Here is a 21,348-nt window from a genome sequence, read left to right as displayed (position 1 = left end):
CTCGGTGCTACGGAGCTACGACGTCAGCCGGGCCAGGCAGGCGAACCAGCGCTGACCCTGCAGGTACGCCGTGCTGCTCGGCGGCAGCACGAACAGGTCGTAGCTTCCCTTCGGCCGGGTGCTGCCGGTGTCGGCGTCGTAGCCGCGCAGGGTGGCGGCGGTGCAGGTGCCGCGCACCGTGGTGTCGGCGTCGACGGCGTCGGTCGTGATGTCGCTGGTCGACTCGGCGAGCTCGCCGACCGCAAAGGTGAACCAGCTGTCGTCGGCGCACTCGCCCTTGGTGGCGCTGAGGGCCTGGCCGAGCTGCTGGACCCCGCTGTAGCAGGAGCCGAGCTCGGGTGCGCCGCTCAGCGGGTCGACCGCCGGCTCGGCGGGGTCGCTCGCGGCGCCCGAGGCGAGCGCGGTGGGCGCGACCGGACCGCCACCGTCGTCGGGGGCGAGCAGGAGGCCGCCCACCCCACCCACGCCGAGTCCGGCGAGCGCGGCGGCCACGGCGACCGGCCATCGGCGCCGGGCCGGGGCGGTGGGGCGTCGCGGGGGCGGCGGTGGGCGCAGCTGGGTGAAGCTCGCCCGCGGCCCGCCGACGACCGCGCCGCTGCCCTCGCCGGACCCGCCCGGCCGGATCGCGCGCAGCGCGTCGTGCAGCTCGCGGGCGGTGGGGTGGCGCCGCGCTGCGTCGTACGCCGTGGCGGTGCGGATCACCCCCATCAGCGCCTCGCTGCCGGGGACGCCCGGGTCGGGGAGCTCGGCGTGCAGGTTGGCCAGGAGCTGCTCGATCGGCACCGGGCTGCCGTCGCCGGAGCGCCGCGGCGAGGAGCCGCAGATCATGGCGTGCAGGGTCGCGCCCATCGAGAAGACGTCGGACTGCGGCGTGGGCGGCGAGAGGGCGAACGCCTCCGGCGACGCGTACGCCGGCGTCAGCGCCTCGAGGCTGACCGACGGGTCCTGACCCGGCTGGGGGAGCGCGGCGAGGCCGAAGTCGGAGAGCCGGGGCGTGCCCCAGGCGTCGATGAGGATGTTGCCGGGCTTGATGTCTCGGTGCAGGATCCCGGCCTCGTGCGCGGCCGCCAGCGCGCTGGTCACCGCGAGCCCGACCTCGATCGCCTCGTCCGGGGTCATCGGCCCGTGCTGGGTGAGGTACGACGCCAGGCTGCCGTTGGTGCACAGCTCCATGACCAGGTACGGCCGGTTGTCCCGGGTGACGCCGACGTCGATCAGCGAGACGACGTGCGGGTGCCCGCTGATCCGGCTCACCGCTGTCGCCTCCCGGACGAAGCGGCGCCGGTTGGCGTCCTCGTCGAGCACCCGGTCGTCGATCTTGACCGCGACGTCGCGGTCGACCGCGAGCTGCCGGCCCCGCCACACCTTGGCGAAGCCGCCGCGTCCGATCTCCTCGATCAGCTCGACGCCGGGCAGCATCTGGAGGCGCTGGGTCGGTTCCACGCCCCGAAGAGTAGTGAGGCGGGGTGGGGGAGCGGCGCCGGGTCAGTCCGCGACGGGCTGGCGGCGGTGCCACCACCGGACCAGGGTGGCCGTGCGGTCGGTGCTGCTGCCGTCGACGCCGGCCTGCAGGTAGCGCAGCCAGTCGGCGGGCCGGTTCGACATCTGCCCGAGGGCGAGGAGGTCCGCGGCCCGCAGCGCGCGGACCAGGCGCGGGGTCACGAAGCGCGCGTCGAGCGAGACGCCGTCGGCGGTCCTCGCGACCTGTCGGACGCTCGGCCGGAAGCGGTGGGCGATCCAGATCCGCGGTACGCCGCGCACGGCCTTCTTGGCGCGGTGCAGCAGCGCGGGGTTGAACGACAGCAGTCGCGCCTGGTCGGGGCGGTCCAGTCCGTCGAGGGCCGCGCGCAGGTAGCGCCAGGTCGCGCGCCGCCAGCCGGGCGCCCGCTTGAGCTCGATGAGCAGGCCGACCCCGAGCCGGTGGGCCTCGGTGACATAGGCGGCCAGCGAGGGGACCTCGGTGCCGTCGCGCAGCCGGCAGGAGCGCTCGATCCGGGCCAGGGTGCGGGCGAAGACCGGCCCGCGGCAGCTCGTCGTACGGTTCAGCAGGGCGTCGTGCATGACGACCAGCCGGCCGTCCGCCGTCGGCCGGACGTCGATCTCGACCCGGTCCGCCCCGAGCGCCGCCGCGTGGCGCAGCGCGCGCAGCCCGTTCTCGGTGCGGTGCGGTCCGGTCGCGCCGCGGTGGGCCACCACCTCGAAGGTCCGCGGGGCGGTCGGCGACGCGCCTCCGGTGCTCGGCGGCTCGTCGGCCCGGGCCGACGCGGGAGCGGTCGCGAGTACGCCGAGAGCCACCAGGACGGCGACGAGCAGGGAGGTCGGGCGCACGGCTCTCTCGGGTGGTCGGCGGAGGCGGAGATGCGAAGAGGCCCGGTCTGACGACCGGGCCTCTTGATCTGTACGCCATCAGGGACTCGAACCCCGAACCCGCTGATTAAGAGTCAGCTGCTCTGCCAATTGAGCTAATGGCGCCTGCGCCTGAACGCGAGATGGAACATTACCAGCGTAGTCCGACCCGGTGAAATCGGCATGGCCTACCGGGACTCGAGCACCGCCCGCGCCGCGTTGTGACCGCCCAGCCCGGACACCGCGCCGCCCCGCCGGGCGCCCGAGCCGCACAGCAGTACGCCGGAATGTCCGGTCTGCACGCCCCACCGCTCGCCGGGCGTCTCGAGCCGGGCCCGGGCCGGGGCCCACGGCCACTCGAGGTCGCCGTGGAAGATGTGCCCGCCCGGCATGGCGAGGTCGGCCTCGATGTCCTGCGGGATCTTCGCCTCGATGCACGGCTCGCCGTCCGGCGTCCGCAGCACCACGGAGTCGATCGGGTCCTCCAGCACCGCGTCGAGCGACGCGATCGCCCGGCGCAGCGCCTCGGCGCGCATCCCTTCGGGATCGTCGGCGAACAGGCGGGCCGGCGTGTGGAGGCCGAAGTAGGTGAGGGTGTGGGTGCCGGGTGGGACCTCGCCGAGGATCGAGGGGTCGGTCAGCGAGTGGCAGTAGACCTCGCCGGGCAGCGGGTTCGGGAGCTCGCCGCGCCGGGCGGCCGCCCAGGCGACCTCCAGGTCGGCGGCGGTCTCGGCGAGGTGCAGGGTGCCGGCGAAGGCGACCTCGGGGTCGACGCCCGAGCGCAGCCGGGGCAGCCGGGAGAGCAGCAGGTTGACCTTGAGTTGGGCGCCCTCCGGCTTGGTGGCCGGGTCCTCCTCCTCGCCGAGCAGGATCCGCAGCACCCACGGTGCGACGTTCGCCAGGACGTACGACGCCTCGACGCCGTGCTCCACGGAGCCGTCGTGCCAGCGCACCGTCACCGGCTCGTCCGGTCCGGCGGGCCGGATCGCGCTCACCCCCGCGCGGGTGACGATCTCGGCTCCGGCGTCGGTGGCCGCGCGGGCCAGGGCGTCGGTGACCGCGCCCATCCCGCCCACCGGCACCCGCCACTCGCCCGTCCCGTTGCCGATCAGGTGGTAGAGGAAGCACCGGTTCTGGACCAGCGAGCGGTCCTGCAGGGAGGCGAAGGTGCCGATCAGCGCGTCGGTGCCGACGACGCCGCGGACCAGGTCGTCGCGGAACCGGCGCTCGATGGCGATCCCGATCGGCTGCTCCACGACGTCGCGCCAGATCTCCGGGTCGACCTGTGCGCGGATCGCGGCGTCGGTGACGAGCGGCTCGGTCAGCGTCGGGGCGACCGCCCGCGCCAGCTCCCCGACGCCGTCGTAGAAGGCGCGCCAGGCGTCGTACTCCTCGTCGCCGCCGGTCAGCTCGCGGAAGGACGCCCGGGTCGCCTCGCCCTCGCCGCGCTCGACGAGCAGGCCGGTCGGGCGGCCGGCGCGCACGGTGGGGGAGTACGACGCGGTCGACCGGCTCACCAGGGCGAGGTCGAGCCCGAGGTCGGCCACGATCCGGTCGGGGAGCAGGGAGACCAGGTAGGAGTAGCGCGAGAGCCGGGTCGGGTAGCCGGGGAAGGCCTGCGCCGAGACGGCCGCCCCGCCGACGTGGCCGAGCCGCTCGAGCACCAGCACGGAGAGCCCGGCGCGGGCGAGATAGGCCGCCGCGGTGAGTCCGTTGTGGCCGGCGCCCACGATGACGACGTCGTACTTCCCCCGGGTCATGACTCGACTCTAGGGAACTCCGGAGGCAGGTGCGGGAATGCCCCGCGATGGGCTATGGTTGACATGGCAACTAACCCGACCAGCCACCTGGAGGTGGATGCGATGCCCGCCATCACCGTCGACGACCTGACTGTCCTGCCGCGCCTCAAGGCGCCGGGGCTCGGCGACCAGCCCCGCCCGGTGTGGCAGGTGACCACCGCCCCGCAGGGCTACGAGGGGGAGGGCTTCCCGGTGCGGCGGGCCTTCGCCGGCATCGACATGAAGCACCTCGACCCGTTCATCATGATGGACCAGATGGGCGAGGTGGAGTACGCGCCCGGTGAGCCCAAGGGCACGCCCTGGCACCCCCACCGCGGCTTCGAGACCGTCACCTACATCATCGACGGCGTCTTCGACCACCAGGACAGCCACGGGGGCGGTGGCAGCATCACCAACGGCGACACCCAGTGGATGACCGCCGGCAGCGGGCTGCTGCACATCGAGACGCCGCCCGAGTGGCTGGTGCAGGCCGGAGGCCTGTTCCACGGCATCCAGCTGTGGGTCAACCTGCCCAGGACCGACAAGATGAACGACCCGCGCTACCAGGACATCCGCTCCGGCGAGGTCGCGCTGCTCACCAGCGACGACGCCGGGTCCCTGGTCCGGGTGATCGCGGGCGACGTCGACGGGCACGCCGGTCCGGGCTCGACGTACAGCCCGATGACCCTGGTGCACGCCACTCTCGAGCCCGGCGCCCGGCTCGACCTGCCGTGGCAGGTCGACTACAACGCGCTGGTCTACGTCCTCAACGGCTCCGGGACCGTCGGCGCCACCGAGCCGAGCCCGGTGCACACCGGGCAGACCGCCGTCCTCGGCGCCGGCGACTACCTCACCATCACCGCCGACGACCGCCAGGAGTCCCGCTCGCCCCAGCTGGACGTCATCGTCGTCGGCGGGCAGCCGATCCGCGAGCCGATCGCCTGGGCCGGGCCGTTCGTGATGAACACCAAGGCCGAGGTGATGGCCGCCTACGAGGACTTCCAGAAGGGTCGGTTCGGGCTGCCGATCGGCGGCTGAGTCAGAGCCGCTTGGCGAAGAACGCCTCGGCGTAGGGGTTGTCGTTGTAGCGCTCGACCCGCTCGTAGCCGGAGCGCTCGTACATCGCGATCGCCTCGCGCAGGGTCCCGTTCGTGTCGAGGACGACGCGGCGGTGGCCCTGCGCGGCGGCCAGTGACTCCAGGTGGCGCAGCATCCGCGCTCCCAGCCCGGCGCCGCGCCACGCGGCGTGCACCCACATCCGCTTGATCTCGGCCGTCTCGTCGTCGAGCACCGGGCGGATGCCGCCGTAGGCGACCGGCTCGCCGTCGGAGGTCGCCACGACGTACGTCGCCCCGGGCTCGGGGGCGTCCGGACCGCCCGGGTCGAAGCCGCCGGGGAACCGGGCGTCGAGCTCGGCGACATAGCGCCGGGTCGCCTCGCGGGCCATCGGGTGCTCGGTGCTCACCTCCTGCAGCCGCACCGTCGCCGCCCGCACCAGCAGGTCGGCGGTGCGCAGCGCCTCGACGAGGCGCTCCTGCTGGCGCTCGGTCAGGGGCGCCACCAGTTCCGCGGCCCGTGCCTCGGACCGGTGCTCGAGGTCGTCGTACGCCAGGTCGCCGGCGGATGTCAGCCGCACCACCCGGCGGCGCCGGTCGGCCGGGTCCGGCTCGGTCGCGACCAGCCCCTCGGCCTCGAGCCGGCGCAGCATCCGGGAGAGCTGCCCGGAGTCCAGGTCGAGCCGGTCGCGCAGCTCGCGCACGCTCACCCCGGGCGCGCGGCCGACCTCGAACAGCAGCCGGGACACCGCGAGCGGCCGCCCGGTGCCGAGGAAGGACTCGTCGAGGACGCCGATGCGCTGGGTGTAGGTGAGGTTGAAGCGGCGCAGCACGTCGGTGAGCATTCTCTGACTTTAGTCAGAGAATTCGGGTGGGCCAAGTCAAGGATGCGGGTCGCTCCCTGACGCGTACGACGCCCCCGCTCGCCCAGGCTGGGGCGATGCGTGCGTGGACGAGGAAAGCCGTGGTCGGGGTGCTCGGCCTGGTCGTGGCCGTGCTGGCGGCCGGGATCGTGGGGGTCCCGGCGCCGGCGCGGGCCACGAAGGGCGCCCCGAACGACCGGACCTGTCAGCTGATCGGGCACACCGGGGCCTTCGCCACCGGCACCCCGATAGCGCCGCTGCCGTCGAGCGCGCTGGGCACCTACATCTCGGACAACGGGTTCCCGGCCTACTACGCGACGGTCGAGGCGGCGGTGTCCGGCGGCCAGCCCGCGACCCGGCTGCGGGTCTACACCTACGACGACCAGACCCAGGTGGTCGACGACACCCTGGGCGGCGACCTCGTCGCCTTCGGGTTCAGCAGCGACCAGCACACCGTGGTGCTGGCGACCAGGCAGGCCACGGGCAAGATCTATCGCTGGATGGCGTTCCGCATGCAGGGCGCGGACCCCGCCACGTCGCTCGTACCGGCCGGACAGCGGTCGTTGCGGTCCGACATGGACGAGATCCGGGTCGGGTTCAGCCCGAACCAGGAGTTCGTCGCGGCCGCGACGAGGGACACCACGAACAACGCGTTCGGCATCACCAAGGTGGTCGACGCCGTCACCGGCCAGCAGGTCGTCGACGAGCTCACCACCTACACGCCGGCGCTGTCGGACCAGGTCCAGTTCGGTCCCGACGACGGCTTCGTCGCGCTCGGCGCCAGCAACACCGCGCCGCGGACGCCGAAGTTCTTCAACGCCGACCGCCCCTCCCCGGCCGGGAGCGGCTGGGGCGTCGGCGGCTCCGGCATCTTCTTCCCCCGGGTCACCTTCGCGCCGGACGGGTCCGCGGTCGCCTACGTCCGCTACGACGGCGTCAACCACGTGTGGCTCGGCACCCTCTACGCACCGGACGGATCGACGATCTTCGCCGAGAGCATCCCCGACCCCACCGGGAACACGACGCTCGCCTACCTCCGGCAGGCCGACGGGTACCACCACCTGGTCAACGGCGGGGGCGCCGCCACCCTCCTCGCGCCGCCCATCACCCCGCCGTACGACGGCTGCCCGCCCAAGCTCACGGGGACGCTCGGCTACCTCGCCAGCGGCGCTCTCGACTGGTCCACCACGACCCGCAGCGACAACATCGCCATCACCGGCTACCGGATCCTCGACGCCGCGGGCGTGGCCGTCGACCAGGTCGGGCCGGGAGCGACGCAGTACCAGCTGAAGGGGCTCGCCGTCGGCACGCCGTACACCTTCGCGGTGGTGGCCACCGACGCCGCCGGCAACCTCAGCGCGCCGCTGACGGTGACCTTCACGCCGGCCACCAGCACCCCGGTCGGGCCGTGGACCTGGACCGGCCCGATCACGAGCGCGCCACCCGGCCTCGACTCGGTGGCGCTCACCCTGCCGAGCGTCACCGGGCACGGCGCCCCGGTCCGCTACCGGCTCTTCCGCGACGGCACCCCGGTCACCGACCTGGCCTTCGACGAGCACACCTTCACCGACACCGGGCTCAGTCCCGGCACCGGCTACACCTACCGGATCCACGCCCTCGACGCCGGCGGCAACGAGTCGCCGGTGGCGAGCGACCCGACCCTCGAGGTGGTCACCCCGTCGCTGACCAACCAGAGCGGCTACCTGCTCGACGGCAAGGTGTACGCCGACAGCGACGGCAACGGCGCCCAGGGGCCGGGTGAGCCGGGCCTCGGCACCACCGGCGCCGGGATCCGGATCAAGGCGGTCACCCTCGACGCCGAGGGGGCTGCCGTCCTGGACCACACGGTCGACGTCGCGGCGGACGGCTCGTGGCACGACAGCTCGAACACCCCGGGCACCTGGCTGGTGTGGCCCGTGGCGAACGGAGCCGGCGAACGGCGGGCGCTGGTGAGCCCGGCCGCGCCGTACCGGCTGCCGATCGACGCCACCGGCTGGGGCTGGCGGGGCGTCGACTACGGGCTCTCGGCCGTCGGCGCCGCGCCGGGGCACCGCGGCAGCCTGTCCGCGCTCGTCTACCGCGACACCAACGCCAACGGCCAGCAGGACCCGGGGGAGACGCCGGTGCCCGGCGTACCGCTGAGCTGCTCGGCCACCGCGGCCGCGACCTCGGACGACTGCACGGGCACCACCGGCGGCGACGGCCGGGTCACCTTCACCGGACTGCCCGACGGCGTCTACCGGATCGTCCCGCCCCGCTCCGCCGAGCGGTACGCCGTCAACCAGGCCGCCCGGTACGGCCGGGTCAGCGCCGAGGGGCCGGGCACCGTCAAGATCGGCCTGTACGACGCCGCCGGCTCGCTGCACGGAAGCCTGGTCGAGGACGTGGCCGGCGACGGGCAGGCCGACGGCGACCCCGCGCTGCCCGACGAGGCGCTGGGCACGGTTCGGGTCGTCGGGCCGGCGCCCGGCAACGGGATCGACCTCACCGTCCCCGTCCACGACGGCCAGTGGTCGCTCACCGGGCTGCCGCCGGGGGACTACGCGGTCACCCAGGCGGTCGGCCCGAACGCGGGCTGGTCGCTGACCACGCCCGCCACCGCGACCGTCACGGTCGGGGCCGGCGCCGTCACCGCGCCCACCGGGGTCGTCGCGCACCCCAACGGTGCGGCTCACGGGACGCTGTACTTCGACCTCGACGCGGACGGCGCCCGCGATCCCGGCGAGCCGCCGGTCGACGGCGTGGAGGTATGCGTGCGGACCTGGGTGCAGGAGATCCCGCACTGCGACACCACCGACGCCGCGGGCCAATGGCGAGTCACCCGCGTCGCGGCGGGCGGGTCGAGCTACTCCGAGCTGACCCTGCCCACCCCCGGTCCCTGGACACTGCAGCCCTCGCCGGCGCTGGTCGGCCTGGTCGCCGGGCAGGACACCCGCACCGACGTCCCGCTCAGGCGCGACCTGGCGACGCTGCCGCCCTGGCGCGCGCCGATCCCCCTGGAGGCTACGGCGCGGGAGGGTGCCGTCGCGCTCACCTGGGATGCGCCCGCGACGATCGGCGAGCCCGCACCGACCGGCTACGAGGTGCAGCGCGCGGGCTCGGCCGCCGGACCGTGGACCACGCTCGGCACGGTCGCCACGACGTCGTACGACGCGACCGGGCTCGCCAACGGCGTCCCGGTCCACTTCCGGGTCCGCGCCGTCAACGGCAACGGCCCCGGGCCGTGGAGTGCGGTGGCCACCGCCACGCCGACCGGCCCGGTCGTGCTCCCGCCGACCACGCAGCCGCCCGGCCCGGTCACCCGCCCGGCGCTGCGGGCCAAGCCGCACCGCAGAGTCGTGGCGACGTGGGCCGCGGTGCCCGGTGCGTCGTCGTACGTCGTCCAGGTGCGGACCAAGCGCGGTGGGCCGTGGCGCTCGGTCACCGTCGCCGGGCCGCGCGCGGTCGTGCGGGGCAAGGCCGGCCGGAAGGTCTGGGTTCGGGTGGCGGCCGTGAACGGAGCCGGTCAGGGGGCCTGGAGCCCAGCGGCGAAGGCGGTCGCGCGGCGCTGAGTGTGAGCCGAGATGACACCGGCCCCGGTCCGCGAGGACCGGGGCCGGTGTCGTTGGGGTGAGTAACGGGACTCGAACCCGCGACATCTGCGACCACAACGCAGCGCTCTACCAGCTGAGCTATACCCACCATGACTCTTGCGAGCCGGGACGAGTGTAGAGGCTAGCGCTCCCGAATCAGGAATCGGTATCGGGTTCCCGGTCGCCGAGACCCGTGATGGAGCCGCCGTGCCGGGCCGCGGCCTCCTTGGCGGCGTCCGAGTCGGGGCCGGGGAGGGGCACGAACACGGTGTCGCGGTAGTAGCGCAGCTCCTCGATGCTCTCCTGGATGTCGGCCAGGGCGCGGTGGTTGCCGCGCTTGGTCGGCGCGTTGAAGTAGGCGCGCGGGAACCAGCGCTTCGAGAGCTCCTTGATCGAGGAGACGTCGACGATCCGGTAGTGCAGGAAGGCGTCGAGCTCGGCCATGTCGCGCGCGACGAAGCCGCGGTCGGTGGCGACCGAGTTGCCGGCGAGCGGGGGACGACTGTCGGGGCCGCAGTGCTCGCGCAGGTAGGCCATCACCTGCTCCTCGGCCTCCCGCAGCGTGACGCCGTGCTCGAGCTCGGACAGCAGCCCCGACGACTCGTGCATGGTGCGCACGAACTCGATCATCTGGTCGAGCGCCTCCGCGGGTGGCTTGATGATGACGTCGACGCCCTCGCCGAGGACGTTGAGGTCGAAGTCGGTCACCAGGGCCGCGATCTCGACGAGGGCGTCGGCACCGAGGTCGAGGCCGGTCATCTCGCAGTCGATCCACACGAGTCGTTCGTTCACGAGGGAGGACACTACGCGGTGCGCCCGCCGCCCGGGCCGTTCTCAGCAGCCGCTCAGCGGGCCCGGCTAGCCTCACCGGCATGAGCGACACCGGGCGATCCGCGCTGGCCTGGGCGGGCCTGGTGGCCCGCCTGGTGACCGGTGGCGTCTGGATCGTCGCCGGCGGGCTGAAGATCACCCAGCCCGACGCGAGCATCAACGCGGTGCGTGCCTACCAGCTGCTGCCGTCCTCGCTCGCCGAGGCGGTCGGGATCGCGCTGCCCGCGGTGGAGCTGGCCGTCGGGCTCGCCCTCGTCGTCGGTGTGTTCACCCGGGCCGCCGCGGCGGTGTCGGCGCTGCTCTTCGCGGCCTTCATCGTCGGCATCTCCTCGGTGTGGGCGCGCGGCATCGAGATCGACTGCGGCTGCTTCGGCGGCGGCGGGACCAAGGCGGGCGCCGCCTCGGCGTACCCCTGGGAGATCGCTCGCGACGCGGCCCTGCTGCTGGCCTCCCTCCTGGTCGCGTCCCTTCGCCGGACCCGGCTGTCCCTGGATTCCCACCTGTTCGCCCAACGGCCCGAGGAGCGGGCCACCACCGAAGGAGCCGTGAGCTGATGTCGTCGAACTCGAAGGCCAATGCGAGAGCGCAGAAGGCCGCCGAGATGCGGGCCGCGCAGAAGAAGCGCGAGAGCCGGCGCCGGGTCCTCACCATCGCCGGCGTGCTCGCCGTGATGGTGCTCATCGTCGGCGGATCGATCGTGATCAGCCTGCTCAACAAGGACGAGGTCAAGGCGGCCGACGCCGGCTCCAGCGACTACGGCGTGACCATCGGCAGCGCGGACGCGCCGCACTCCGTGGTCATCTACGAGGACTTCCTGTGCCCCTACTGCGGCGAGCTGGAGCGCGCGACCCGCAAGGACCTCGAGCAGCTCGCGGCCGACGGCAAGGTGCAGGTCGAGTACCGGCCCTTCGACCTGCTCAGCCGCATCGGCGACTACCCGATCCGCGCCACCAGCGCCTTCGCGGTGGTGCTGGAGAAGTCCGGCCCCGAGGTCGCGAAGAAGTTCCACGACCTGCTCTACGAGAACCAGCCCTCCGAGAAGGACCCGGGCGCGGTGACCAACGACGACCTGGTGAAGTTCGCCGTCGAGGCGGGCGCCACCGAGGGCGACGTGCGGGCCGACATCGAGAACGTCGCGCAGAAGGCATGGGTCGACAAGGCGACCAAGGAGGCCGCCGACAGCGGCGTCACGGGGACGCCGACCATCCTGCTCGACGGCGAGGTCTTCCAGAGCGGGCGGACCATCGACGAGATGGCGAGCAACCTGATCTCCGAACTGGAGTGACCGAGGGCGGGGCCGGCTGGCAGGATCGGCGCGTGCTGAGCAACTTCGTCGCCGGTCTGCCCAAGGCCGAGCTCCACGTCCACCACGTCGGCTCCGCCTCGCCGCGGATCGTGTCCGAGCTGGCCGAGCGCCACCCGGGCACGGTCCCCTCCGACCCGGACCTGCTGCGCGACTTCTTCGCCTTCCGCGACTTCGCCCACTTCATCGAGGTCTATCTCGCCGTCGTCGACCTGGTGCGCACGCCCGAGGACGTGCGCTACCTCACCTACGAGATCGCGCGTGAGCTGCACGAGGGCCAGTCGGTCCGGTACGCCGAGCTGACCTGTACGCCGTACACCTCCGTGCTGCCGCACGACCCCGATCGCGGCATGCCGATCGAGGCGTACACCGAGGCGATCGAGGACGCCCGGGTCGCGGCGGAGCGGGACTTCGGGCTGGTGCTGCGCTGGATCTACGACGTGCCGGGGGAGTCCGGCATCCCCGCGGCCGACGCGACCCTGGGCTTCGCCCTCGACCACCGGCCCGAGGGCCTGGTGGCCTTCGGTCTCGGCGGCCCGGAGATCGGCGTACCGCGGGACTGGTTCGTCCCGCACTTCGCCGCCGCCCGCGCGGCCGGCCTGCACTCCGTCCCGCACGCCGGCGAGACCACCGGCCCGGAGACCATCTGGACCTCGCTGCGTGACCTGGGGGCGGAGCGGATCGGGCACGGCACCTCCGCCGCCTCCGATCCCGCGCTCCTCGCCCACCTCGCCGAGCACCGGATCCCGCTCGAGGTCTGCCCGTCGTCCAATGTCGCCACCCGCGCGGTCGGCTCGCTCGACGAGCACCCGCTGCCCCGGTTCGTGGAGGCCGGGGTCGTCGTGACGATCAACTCCGACGACCCGCCGATGTTCGGCACCACCCTCAACCGGGAGTACGAGATCGCCGCGGACCTGCTCGGCCTCGACGAGTCCGGCCTCGCCGCCCTGGCCCGCGCGGCCGTCGACGCGTCCTTCGCCCCCGACGAGGTCAAGGACCGGATCCGGGCCGAGATCGCGTCGTACGCGTCGTAGGGACGAACGAGCCCCACGGGGCTCATACCTCCCGCGGGGCTGCGTCCTTTCTACGTCGAACCGGCTCAGGCGCTGTGGAGGCGCGCCGGGGGCAGCGCCCGGGCCCGCCACCGACCGCCGTCGCGGTCGACCTCGATCGGGTGCTCGAAGGTGCGGGTGATGGTCTCGGTGGTGACCGCCTCGGCGACCGGGCCGGCGACGACGACCCGCCCGTGGGCGAGCAGCAGGGCGTGGCTGGTCGTGGTCGGCAGCTCCTCGAGGTGGTGGGTCACCAGGACCGAGGCCACCTCGGGGGCGGTGTGCGCCAGCCGGTCGAGCACGCTCAGCAGCTGCTCGCGCGCCGCGACGTCGAGTCCCGTGGTCGGCTCGTCGAGCAGCAGCAGGTCGGGCTGCGCGGTGAGGGCGCGGGCGATCAGCGCCCGGCCGCGCTCGCCCTGGGACAGGTTCGGCCAGCGGGCGTCGCGCCGGTGGGCCAGGCCGACCTCGACGATCAGCTCGTCGGCGCGCTCGATCTCCTCGGGACTCGGCGTCCAGCGCATCGGCAGCTCGATGGTGCCGGTGATGCCGGTCAGCACGACCTGGTGGACGGTGAGCCCGGACTGGAGGGGATGCCGCGGGTTGACGTGGCCGATGTGGCGGCGCAGCTCCTGCAGCTCGACCCGGCCCAGTCGGCGGCCCAGCACGTCGACGGTGCCGGACGTCGGGTGCACCTGCGCGCTGCAGAAGCCGAGCAGTGTGCTCTTCCCCGCGCCGTTGGGGCCGAGCAGCGCCCAGTGCTCGCCGGCTCGGACGGTCAGGTCGACGCCATGCAGAATCTCGCTTCCGCCGCGGCGGAAGACGACGTCGTTGAGGTCGAGGACGGTGCTGCTCATGTCAGGCTCTCCTTGAGCGAGGTGAGATGGGTGCGGCTCAGCCGGGCCGCGGTCGGGGCGTCGCGGTCCGCGATCGCCCGGCACAACAGGTCGTGGGCCTCGTGGTCGGTGGCGTGGTCGAAGCCCGGCCGCAGCCGCAGCATCGCGACCATCGCCGCGCGGCTGCGGGGCACGAAGCCGTCGAACAGCTCGACCAGGACCGGGTTGTGGGCCGCGACCACGACGGCCCGGTGGAAGGCCATGTCGGCGTCGACATGCGCCTCGACGTCGGTGCGACGCTCGGCCCGGTCGGCCAGCGCCCGGCGGATCGCGCGCAGCTCGGCCGGCGTACGCCGCTCGGCCGCCAGTGCCGCGGCCTCCGCCTCGATCGCGGTGCGCGCCTCGATCACCGTCACGATGTCGGCCCGCCGCAGCACCAGGTCCCAGTCCTCCCGCACGTCGAGCGCGGTGAGGAAGACCCCGGCACCCTGACGGGTCGTGAGCACGCCGCGCCCGGCCAGCTGGCGGATCGCCTCGCGCACGGTCGAGCGCCCCACGCCCAGCTGCGGCGCCAACGTGGTCTCGCCGGGCAGTCGCTGCCCGAGGCGCCACTCGCCCGCGCGGACCCGCGCGAGGAGGAGCTCGGCCGCCTGGTCGGCGAGCGGCTCACGTCGGACCTGGGCGGGCATGGCTCTCTTGTCTACTTGTCTGAGGAGTAGTTAGAGTCTACGCCATGCGAACCAGCCTGCTCCTTCCCCGCCGCGGCGGGGCCTGGTGCGGCTGGCTCCCCGTCGTGGAGTGATGCGTGCGCCGGCCACCCCACGACCGGCAAGGAAACCCGCATGACCGCCCACTGGAACCGCCAGCGTCCCTCCGGGATGCCGTCCCACCGCTACCGCGACGTGTTCGACCGCGTCGCCGTCCCGCTCGCCGAGCGCGACTGGCCCGCCCGCCGCCTCACCGAGGCCCCGCTCTGGGTGCCCGTCGACCTGCGCGACGGCAACCAGGCCCTCGCCGAGCCGATGGACCCGCCGCGCAAGCGCCGGTTCTTCGAGCTGCTCGTCGCGATGGGCTACAAGGAGATCGAGGTCGGCTATCCCTCCGCCTCGCAGACCGACTTCGACTTCGTGCGGCTGCTCGCGACCTCCGAGCTCGCGCCGCCCGACGTCACCGTCTCCGTGTTCACCGCGGCCCGCCGCGACCTGATCGAGCGCACCGTCGAGTCGGTCAGGGGGATGCGCAATCCCGTCGTCATCCACCTCTACACCGCCACCGCACCCACCTGGCGCGAGGTCGTCCTCGGGCACAGCCGCGAGACCCTCGCCGACCTGATCCTGGCCGGCGCCCGCGACGTGCTGGAGCTGTCGGCGGGGCTGCCCGACGTACGCTTCGAGTTCTCGCCGGAGGTCTTCAACCTCACCGAGCCCGACTACGTGCTGGAGGTCTGCGACGCCGTCACCACGCTGTGGGACGCGACGCCCGAGCGACCGGTCATCCTCAACCTCCCCGCCACGGTGGAGGTCGCGACGCCGAACGTGTACGCCGACCAGATCGAGTACATGCACAAGCACCTCGCGCGCCGCGACGCCGTCGTCTTGTCGGTGCACCCCCACAACGACCGCGGCACCGGCGTCGCCTGTGCCGAGCTCGCCGTCCTCGCCGGCGCGCAGCGGGTCGAGGGCTGCGTCTTCGGCAACGGCGAGCGCACCGGCAACGTCGACCTCGCCACCCTCGCCCTGAACCTGCACGCGCAGGGCGTCGACCCGATGATCGACTTCTCCGACATCGACGAGGTCCGGCGGACCGTCGAGCACTGCAACCGGATCGAGGTGCATCCGCGCCATCCCTACGTCGGCGACCTGGTCCACACCGCCTTCAGCGGCACCCACCAGGACGCGATCCGCAAGGGCCTGGCCGAGCACCGCGCCCACGCGCTCGCGACCGGGCGTCCCGAGAGCGAGATCGCGTGGCGGGTGCCCTACCTGCCGGTCGACCCCGCCGACCTGGGCCGCACCTACGAGGAGGTGATCCGGGTGAACTCGCAGTCGGGCAAGGGCGGGATCGGCTATCTCCTGGAGCGCGAGCACGGCGTCGTCCTGGACCGGGAGCGCGAGATCGCCTTCGGCCGGCACGTGCAGCGGCACGCCGACGCGACCGGCGCGGAGGTCACGGCGGCCGAGCTCGGCGAGCTGTGGGAGGTCTTCGCGCGCGGCGAGTGACACACTCGGGCCGGTGGCGGACAGGAACGGGGCATGAGTCATCCCCGAGCACCCGATCCCCGCCACCGGTTCGCCGAGCTCTACCGCGCGCTGTACGACGACCTGGTGCGCTTCGTCCAGCGCCGGGTCGACGCCGGCGCCGCCGAGGACGTCGTCGGCGAGGTCTTCCTCGTCGTGTGGCGCCGCGTCGCCGAGCTGCCCGAGGACGAGGACGCCGCCCGGGCCTGGGTGTACGGCGTCGCGCGCGGACACCTGCTCAACGCTCGCCGCGGTGACCGTCGGCGTACGGCGCTCGGGGTGCGGCTGGCCGACGCCACGCTCACGCCCGCGCCCGACGACCTCACCGCGGACGCCGCCGCCCGCCGGGTGGACCTCGCCCGCGCCTGGCAGCGACTCTCCTCCGTCCACCAGGAGGCGATCGCGCTCGCCGTCCTCGACGGGCTGTCCGCGCCGCGGGCGGCCGCCGTCCTCGGCATCTCGCCGGTCGCCTACCGGCTGCGGCTCAGCCGCGCCCGCCGCGCACTGCGGCTCCACCTCGACCACCTCCCGCGGCCGGCCGCCCCGCCGGCCGCCGTCCCTGGAAGGACCTCCCTGCCATGACCGACGACCTGCTCACCCTCCTCCGCTCGCTCGACCCCGCCGACCCGCCCGCCGGCGTGGCCGGGGGAGTGGACGCGCGTGCTGAGGCCGATCTCGCCCGGATCCTCGCCACCGCGCCGGACCGGGCGCCCCGCCGCCGACCGACGCGCGTCGTGGGCGCCACCGCGGCCGCCGTGACCGTGGTCGCCGGCGGAGTCGTGCTGGCCCCCTCCGTGGTCGGCGGCGACGCCGCGTTCGCGACCTGGAGCCCGCATCCCCGCGAGGTCGTCGGAACGGCGGCTCGCGCCGACGCCGCCGGCACCTGCCGCGACCACCTCGCCGACGCCTCCGCCGTCGACGGCGCCGGCCTGGCGCGCGCGGTGCCCGCCATCGCCGAGCGCCGCGGCGACTGGACGCTGGTCCTGCTCAGCGGAGCCGGCGGCTTCTCGGGCCTGTGCATCACCGATGACAGCCGCCGGCTGTTCGACGACCTGATCGGCTCGGTCGGCACGGCCGACGTACCGGCTCCGGGAGCCCGCGGCCTGATCGCCACCGACCTCGGCACCGGCTCCCTGGACGCCGGCGAGCTGTCCCTCGTCGCGGGCCTGGCCGGCGACGACGTCGTCGGCGTCGCCTACGAGAGCGCCGCGCACGGCCGGGTCGAGGCGAGCCTGGGGGAGGGCCGGTTCGCGCTCTGGTTCCCGGGGGACGAGCTCGCCGACGGTGGCCCGGTCCCGCTCGAGGTGACCTACGCCGACGGCTCGGTGGGGAGCGTCGACGTGGACCTGTGATGCCTGGCGCCCCCGGCAGGAGTCGAACCCGCAACCATCGGAGTAGAAATCCGCTGCGCTATCCATTGCGCCACGGGGGCAGGCCTCGAGGGTATCGCCCGCCGCGTGCACCGGATTGTGTCGACCCTCCGGGCGAGCATGTGCCCGACACGACATCACGCGGCTCGGGAGGCGGCATGACACACCACACCAAGGACAAGGGCGACCTGGGCGTCGCCAAGGCGTACGCCGACCTGGTCGGCAAGGGATACCGGGTCCTGGTCCCGATGACCGAGCACGCCCCCTTCGACCTGGTCACCTATCGCGACGGCGCCTTCCTCCGCGTCCAGGTGAAGTACCGCGCGGCGGTGTCCGGGGCGGTCTACGTCCCCTTCAAGTCCTCGTGGGCCGACCAGTACGGCGCGCACACCCGCCGCACCGACAAGGCCGAGGTCGACCTCTTCTGCGTCTACTGCCCCGACACCGACGAGTGCTACTACCTGCGACCGCAGTGCTACGCCGGATCGGTGACGCTCCGGATCATCCCCAGCAAGAACAACCAACGCGCGCGCGTGTGGTCGGCGGCCGACTTCCGCACCATTCCCCCGGATTCCCCTCAGGTGCACGTCGGCCCGGACCCGCCGCCACCCGCCGAGCCGCCATGCCCGGGTCAGCCCTAGCCGCCCTCGACGCCGGCGACGCCCCGGGCGCCGCGCATCAGCTGCCGGCGATCGCCGCCGCGACGGCGTGGTGCACCTCGGGGTGGAACACCGACGGCATGATGAAGGACGCGTTCAGCTCCTCGTCGCGGACGACGTGCGCGATCGCCGCCGCGGCGCGCAGCATCATCTCCATCGTCACCTCCGAGGCGCGGGCGTCGAGGAGGCCCCGGAACACGCCGGGGAACGCGAGCACGTTGTTGATCTGGTTGGGGAAGTCGGAGCGGCCCGAGGCGACCACCGCCGCGAACCGGGCGGCCGCGGCCGGGTCGACCTCGGGGTCGGGGTTGGCGAGGGCGAAGACCACCGGGTCGTCGGCCATGGTCTGGATCCACTCGGGCTTGAGGATGCCGGGGGCGCTCACGCCGATGAACACGTCGGCGCCCTGGAGCACCTCCTGCAGCCCGCCCGTACGCCGGTCCCGGTTGGTCAGCGAGGCCAGCTCCTGGTGCGCCTCGGACAGGCCGCCGTCGCCGGAGACGAGCGCGCCGTGCCGGTCGACGACCACGACGTCGTTCACCCCGGCGGCGAGCAGCAGCTTCACGATGGCGGTGCCGGCGGCGCCACCGCCGGAGACGACGACCCGCGCGCTGCCGACCTCCTTCTTCACCACGCGCAGGGCGTTGGTGAGGGCGGCGAGGACCACGATGGCCGTGCCGTGCTGGTCGTCGTGGAAGACGGGGATGTCGAGGCGCTCGCGCAGCCGGGCCTCGATCTCGAAGCAGCGCGGGGCCGCGATGTCCTCGAGGTTGATGCCGCCGAACCCGGGCGCGATCAGCTCGACCGCGCGCACGATCTCGTCGGTGTCCTGGGTGTCGAGGCAGATCGGCCAGGCGTCGATCTCGCCGAACCGCTTGAACAGTGCGGCCTTGCCCTCCATCACCGGCAGCGCGGCGCCGGGGCCGATGTTGCCGAGCCCGAGCACGGCCGAGCCGTCGGTGACGACGGCGACGGCGTTGCCCTTGATGGTGAGGCGACGCACGTCCTCCGGGTTCTCGTGGATCGCCATCGAGACCCGGCCGACGCCAGGGGTGTAGGCGAGCGACATGTCGTCGCGGGTCCGCAGCGGCACCTTGGAGGCGACCTCGATCTTGCCGCCGAGGTGGATGAGGAAGGTGCGGTCGGACACCTTGTGGACCTCGACGCCGTCGACCGCGGCGACCGCGGCCTGCAGCTCCGCGGCGTGCTCGGCGTCGGCGGCCGAGCAGGTGACGTCGACGGTGAGGCGGTGCGCGCTGGAGTCGGCGACGTCAATCGCGGTCACCATCCCGCCCGCTGAGGCGATCGCGGTGGCGACCTCGCCCACGACACCGTGGTCGACGGTGGTGTGCAGGCGCATCGTGATGGAGTACGACGAGGCAGTGGCGGTCTTGGAGGGCACGGCACCAGTCTCGTCCCGCCCCGGGGTTACTCGGAAGTCGCGGGCGGCCCCGGGGCGGGGAGCGGGCTACTTCGCGTGGGTGTGCGCGACGTACACGTCACACGACGCGTGCGCCGCGACGTCGCGGGCGATGCTGCCGAGCACCCGCCCGGCGATGCCCTGGACCCGCTTGTTGCCGACCACGATCAGCTCGGCGCCGAGCGCCTCGGCCGTCGCGACCAGCGCCTCGCCGGGCTTGCCCTCGGCGGCGCCGCTGGTGATCTCGACGTCGGGGTACGCCGCGCGCAGGGTGGTGGTGACCTTCGCGGCGAGGTCCTCGGCGTCCTTCTCGGAGCTGAGGTACATGGTGTCGCTGCCGATCTTCACCGTCTCCTGCTCGAAGCGCCCGTACGCCGACACCACGTGCAGTCGGGCGCCGAGGGCGCCCGCGAGCACCGCCGCCCGCTCGGCCGCGGCCAGCGCGGTGTCGCTGCCGTCGACCCCGGTCACGATCGTCTTGTCCGCCATCGCTCTCTCCTTCGCTGCTGAGGGGAGAAAAGTACCGTGACGGACGTCACATCACCCGCGCAGGGTCGCCATCCACTCCTCGATGGCGTCCGGCGTGCGGGGGAGCGCGGCGGAGAGGTTCTCGACGCCGTCGGCACGGACCACGACGTCGTCCTCGATCCGGATCCCGATGCCCCGCAGCTCCTCGGGGACGAGGAGGTCGTCGGCCTGGAAGTAGAGGCCGGGCTCCACGGTGAGCACCATGCCCTCGACCAGCTCCGCCTCGCGGTACGCCTCGGGCGCGGCCTGGCCGCAGTCGTGGACGTCCATGCCGAGCATGTGGCTGACGCCGTGGAGGGTCCAGCGGGCGTAGACCCGGGAGTCGGGGGAGAGCGCCTCGTCGACGCTGACGGGCAGCAGGCCGAGGTCGTCGAGCCCGTGGGCGAGCACCTGCATCGCGGCGTCGTGGCCGGCCAGGAAGCGCTCACCCGGGCGCAGCGCGGCGAGTGCGGCCTCCTGGGAGCGCAGCACCAGGCCGTAGAGGTCGCGCTGCAGCGGGGTGAAGGTGCCGTCGACGGGGAGGGTGCGGGTGACGTCGGCGGTGTAGAGGTTGGCCCCCTCGACGCCCATGTCGCACAGGATCAGCTGACCCGGGACGACCGGGCCGGAGTTCTCGATCCAGTGCAGGGTCGTGGCGTGCGAGCCGTTCGCCACGATCGAGTCGTAGCCGAGGTCGTTGCCCATGGTGCGCGCGCGGCGGAAGAAGGTGCCCTCGAGCCAGCGCTCGCCGTGCTCGATCACGCGGTCCCACTCGCGCACGCAGTCCTCGAAGCCCAGCGTGGTGGCGTCGACGGCGGCCTGCAGCTCGGCGATCTCCCAGGCGTCCTTGACCAGGCGCATCTCGGAGGCGACCCGCGCCAGCTCGGCGTCGCGGCCCTCGTCGCCGGCGACCAGGCCGTCGACCTGGGCCGAGACGCCGCGGTGCACGCGCGTCTTCGCGCCCCGCGCCAGGTCGGCCGCGAGCTCGTCGACGTGCTTGACGGTCAGGCCCAGCGCCGCCTCCAGCTCGCCGGCGGAGGGACGCTTGCCGGCCCACAGGGCGCCGTACTGCCGGTCGCGGAAGAACTCGTCGGTGTCGCGGCCCGAGCGCGGCCGGGCGTAGAGCACCGAGGAGCCGTCGGGCTCGACGACCAGCACGGCGTCGGAGGTGTGGTTGCCGGAGTAGTAGGCGTGGGCGGTGTCGGCGCGGAAGCGGTAGTCGGTGTCGTACGCGCGCACCTTGTAGCCGCCCCCGGGCAGCACCAGGCGCTCACCGGGGAAGGCCTCGGCGAGCCGGGCCCGGCGTCCGGCCGCCAGGTCGGCGACCGGGTGGCGGGCGACGTCGTCCTCGCGCTCGTCCCAGCCGGTCCGCATGAAGGCCGCATAGGCCTCGGGCACGGCGGGGTCGTGCTGCTCGGTCTTGGGGGCGTTCTGGGCGCTGTCGCTGGGGGTGTCCGCACTCACAGCACCAATCTAGACGCTCCCCGAGGCACCGCCGCCTTGCCATCACGCACGTAGCGCG

Annotated in this window: 19 protein-coding genes and 3 tRNA genes; 9 read left to right on the top strand and 13 right to left on the bottom strand. The window is 73.6% G+C overall.

The window, feature by feature from the left end; all coding sequences use genetic code 11:
* Positions 1-15: 15 nt before the first annotated feature.
* The 4 genes from JOD66_RS04450 to JOD66_RS04435 all read right to left on the bottom strand — a co-directional run bounded on the left by JOD66_RS04450 (position 16) and on the right by JOD66_RS04435 (position 4,106).
* Positions 16-1,443 (bottom strand): serine/threonine-protein kinase, encoded by a 1,428-nt coding sequence (locus JOD66_RS04450; RefSeq protein ID WP_204835710.1) that lies wholly within the window; start codon positions 1,441-1,443, stop codon positions 16-18.
* Between the two features lie 42 nt (positions 1,444-1,485).
* Positions 1,486-2,328 (bottom strand): glycerophosphodiester phosphodiesterase, encoded by an 843-nt coding sequence (locus JOD66_RS04445; protein ID WP_204835709.1) that lies wholly within the window; start codon positions 2,326-2,328, stop codon positions 1,486-1,488.
* Positions 2,329-2,399: 71 nt separating this feature from the next.
* A tRNA-Lys gene (locus tag JOD66_RS04440) sits at positions 2,400-2,472 on the bottom strand.
* Positions 2,473-2,534: 62 nt separating this feature from the next.
* Entirely contained in the window at positions 2,535-4,106 is a 1,572-nt protein-coding gene (locus tag JOD66_RS04435; RefSeq protein ID WP_204835708.1) for a phytoene desaturase family protein, read from the bottom strand.
* Positions 4,107-4,208: 102 nt separating this feature from the next.
* Between JOD66_RS04435 and JOD66_RS04430 the strand changes: the two genes are divergently transcribed.
* The gene (locus JOD66_RS04430; RefSeq protein WP_204835707.1) at positions 4,209-5,162 is read left to right on the top strand and encodes a pirin family protein; all 954 of its coding nucleotides are present in this window, start codon (positions 4,209-4,211) and stop codon (positions 5,160-5,162) included.
* Between the two features lies 1 nt (position 5,163).
* Here JOD66_RS04430 and JOD66_RS04425 read toward each other — a convergent pair whose 3' ends face one another.
* Complete coding sequence (locus JOD66_RS04425) at positions 5,164-6,024, bottom strand: bifunctional helix-turn-helix transcriptional regulator/GNAT family N-acetyltransferase (RefSeq protein WP_204835706.1); 861 nt, start codon at positions 6,022-6,024, stop codon at positions 5,164-5,166.
* A 95-nt stretch (positions 6,025-6,119) separates the two neighbouring features.
* On the opposite strand from JOD66_RS04425, the gene JOD66_RS04420 reads away from it, so the two are divergent.
* Positions 6,120-9,593, top strand: coding sequence for an SdrD B-like domain-containing protein (locus JOD66_RS04420; protein ID WP_204835705.1), 3,474 nt, complete (start codon positions 6,120-6,122; stop codon positions 9,591-9,593).
* A gap of 54 nt (positions 9,594-9,647) precedes the next feature.
* Here JOD66_RS04420 and JOD66_RS04415 read toward each other — a convergent pair.
* Both JOD66_RS04415 and orn read right to left on the bottom strand, forming a co-directional pair.
* Positions 9,648-9,723, bottom strand: a tRNA-His gene (locus tag JOD66_RS04415).
* 47 nt (positions 9,724-9,770) lie between these two features.
* Positions 9,771-10,406 carry an oligoribonuclease gene (gene orn, locus JOD66_RS04410; protein WP_204835704.1) on the bottom strand — a complete coding sequence of 212 codons (636 nt, stop codon included), beginning with the start codon at positions 10,404-10,406 and terminating at the stop codon, positions 9,771-9,773.
* Between the two features lie 80 nt (positions 10,407-10,486).
* Here orn and JOD66_RS04405 point away from each other — a divergent pair, with 80 nt between their 5' ends.
* From JOD66_RS04405 to JOD66_RS04395, 3 genes are read left to right on the top strand one after another with little or no spacing between them, the layout of a single operon-like run.
* Entirely contained in the window at positions 10,487-10,999 is a 513-nt protein-coding gene (locus tag JOD66_RS04405) for a MauE/DoxX family redox-associated membrane protein (protein WP_204835703.1), read from the top strand.
* Positions 10,999-11,730: a DsbA family protein gene (locus JOD66_RS04400; protein WP_204835702.1), complete on the top strand. Its 732-nt coding sequence runs from the start codon at positions 10,999-11,001 to the stop codon at positions 11,728-11,730. The genes JOD66_RS04405 and JOD66_RS04400 overlap by 1 nt, the downstream gene beginning before the upstream one ends.
* 32 nt (positions 11,731-11,762) lie before the next feature.
* Positions 11,763-12,782, top strand: a complete 1,020-nt coding sequence (locus JOD66_RS04395) for an adenosine deaminase (RefSeq protein ID WP_307823287.1) — start codon at positions 11,763-11,765, stop codon at positions 12,780-12,782.
* 65 nt (positions 12,783-12,847) lie between these two features.
* Here JOD66_RS04395 and JOD66_RS04390 read toward each other — a convergent pair whose 3' ends face one another.
* Together JOD66_RS04390 and JOD66_RS04385 are read right to left on the bottom strand one after the other, a co-directional pair.
* On the bottom strand, positions 12,848-13,654 hold the full coding sequence (locus JOD66_RS04390; RefSeq protein WP_204835701.1) for an ABC transporter ATP-binding protein: 807 nt from the start codon (positions 13,652-13,654) through the stop codon (positions 12,848-12,850).
* Entirely contained in the window at positions 13,651-14,322 is a 672-nt protein-coding gene (locus JOD66_RS04385; RefSeq protein ID WP_204835700.1) for a FadR/GntR family transcriptional regulator, read from the bottom strand. The genes JOD66_RS04390 and JOD66_RS04385 overlap by 4 nt, the downstream gene beginning before the upstream one ends.
* Positions 14,323-14,475: 153 nt before the next feature.
* Between JOD66_RS04385 and JOD66_RS04380 the strand changes: the two genes are divergently transcribed.
* Genes JOD66_RS04380 through JOD66_RS04370 form a run of 3 tightly spaced genes read left to right on the top strand, consistent with a single transcriptional unit; the run spans position 14,476 to position 17,222 of the window.
* Positions 14,476-15,852, top strand: coding sequence for a 2-isopropylmalate synthase (locus JOD66_RS04380; RefSeq protein WP_239545081.1), 1,377 nt, complete (start codon positions 14,476-14,478; stop codon positions 15,850-15,852).
* 33 nt (positions 15,853-15,885) lie between these two features.
* Complete coding sequence (locus JOD66_RS04375; protein ID WP_204835699.1) at positions 15,886-16,452, top strand: RNA polymerase sigma factor; 567 nt, start codon at positions 15,886-15,888, stop codon at positions 16,450-16,452.
* On the top strand, positions 16,449-17,222 hold the full coding sequence (locus JOD66_RS04370; RefSeq protein ID WP_204835698.1) for a hypothetical protein: 774 nt from the start codon (positions 16,449-16,451) through the stop codon (positions 17,220-17,222). The genes JOD66_RS04375 and JOD66_RS04370 overlap by 4 nt, the downstream gene beginning before the upstream one ends.
* 4 nt (positions 17,223-17,226) lie before the next feature.
* On the opposite strand, the gene JOD66_RS04365 is transcribed toward JOD66_RS04370, so the two are convergent.
* A tRNA-Arg gene (locus tag JOD66_RS04365) sits at positions 17,227-17,302 on the bottom strand.
* Positions 17,303-17,398: 96 nt separating this feature from the next.
* Here JOD66_RS04365 and JOD66_RS04360 point away from each other — a divergent pair.
* Complete coding sequence (locus tag JOD66_RS04360) at positions 17,399-17,881, top strand: group I intron-associated PD-(D/E)XK endonuclease (protein ID WP_204835697.1); 483 nt, start codon at positions 17,399-17,401, stop codon at positions 17,879-17,881.
* 37 nt (positions 17,882-17,918) lie between these two features.
* Here the strand turns inward: JOD66_RS04360 and JOD66_RS04355 are convergent, their stop codons facing one another.
* From JOD66_RS04355 to JOD66_RS04345, 3 genes are all read right to left on the bottom strand, one after another.
* Entirely contained in the window at positions 17,919-19,259 is a 1,341-nt protein-coding gene (locus JOD66_RS04355; protein WP_205126239.1) for an NAD-dependent malic enzyme, read from the bottom strand.
* Positions 19,260-19,367: 108 nt separating this feature from the next.
* Complete coding sequence (locus JOD66_RS04350; protein ID WP_204835696.1) at positions 19,368-19,808, bottom strand: universal stress protein; 441 nt, start codon at positions 19,806-19,808, stop codon at positions 19,368-19,370.
* 51 nt (positions 19,809-19,859) lie between these two features.
* Positions 19,860-21,290, bottom strand: coding sequence for an aminopeptidase P family protein (locus JOD66_RS04345; RefSeq protein WP_307823285.1), 1,431 nt, complete (start codon positions 21,288-21,290; stop codon positions 19,860-19,862).
* Between the last annotated feature and the right edge of the window lie 58 nt (positions 21,291-21,348).

It is taken from the genome of Nocardioides nitrophenolicus (assembly GCF_016907515.1).
Lineage (GTDB): Bacteria > Actinomycetota > Actinomycetes > Propionibacteriales > Nocardioidaceae > Nocardioides > Nocardioides nitrophenolicus.
Note: the sequence above shows the minus strand (reverse complement) of the source record. Positions and strands in the feature narration are given on the sequence as shown.

Bases quoted from the DNA above. Each gene is read 5' to 3' on its own strand.
- JOD66_RS04375 (WP_204835699.1), top strand. From the start codon at position 15,886: ATGAGTCATCCCCGAGCACCCGATCCCCGCCACCGGTTCGCCGAGCTC.
- JOD66_RS04390 (WP_204835701.1), bottom strand. From the start codon at position 13,654: ATGAGCAGCACCGTCCTCGACCTCAACGACGTCGTCTTCCGCCGCGGC.
- JOD66_RS04405 (WP_204835703.1), top strand. From the start codon at position 10,487: ATGAGCGACACCGGGCGATCCGCGCTGGCCTGGGCGGGCCTGGTGGCC.
- JOD66_RS04430 (WP_204835707.1), top strand. From the start codon at position 4,209: ATGCCCGCCATCACCGTCGACGACCTGACTGTCCTGCCGCGCCTCAAG.
- JOD66_RS04355 (WP_205126239.1), bottom strand. From the start codon at position 19,259: ATGCGCCTGCACACCACCGTCGACCACGGTGTCGTGGGCGAGGTCGCC.
- JOD66_RS04425 (WP_204835706.1), bottom strand. From the start codon at position 6,024: ATGCTCACCGACGTGCTGCGCCGCTTCAACCTCACCTACACCCAGCGC.
- JOD66_RS04435 (WP_204835708.1), bottom strand. From the start codon at position 4,106: ATGACCCGGGGGAAGTACGACGTCGTCATCGTGGGCGCCGGCCACAAC.
- JOD66_RS04420 (WP_204835705.1), top strand. From the start codon at position 6,120: ATGCGTGCGTGGACGAGGAAAGCCGTGGTCGGGGTGCTCGGCCTGGTC.
- JOD66_RS04380 (WP_239545081.1), top strand. From the start codon at position 14,476: ATGACCGCCCACTGGAACCGCCAGCGTCCCTCCGGGATGCCGTCCCAC.
- JOD66_RS04385 (WP_204835700.1), bottom strand. From the start codon at position 14,322: ATGCCCGCCCAGGTCCGACGTGAGCCGCTCGCCGACCAGGCGGCCGAG.
- JOD66_RS04350 (WP_204835696.1), bottom strand. From the start codon at position 19,808: ATGGCGGACAAGACGATCGTGACCGGGGTCGACGGCAGCGACACCGCG.
- JOD66_RS04400 (WP_204835702.1), top strand. From the start codon at position 10,999: ATGTCGTCGAACTCGAAGGCCAATGCGAGAGCGCAGAAGGCCGCCGAG.
- JOD66_RS04370 (WP_204835698.1), top strand. From the start codon at position 16,449: ATGACCGACGACCTGCTCACCCTCCTCCGCTCGCTCGACCCCGCCGAC.
- JOD66_RS04360 (WP_204835697.1), top strand. From the start codon at position 17,399: ATGACACACCACACCAAGGACAAGGGCGACCTGGGCGTCGCCAAGGCG.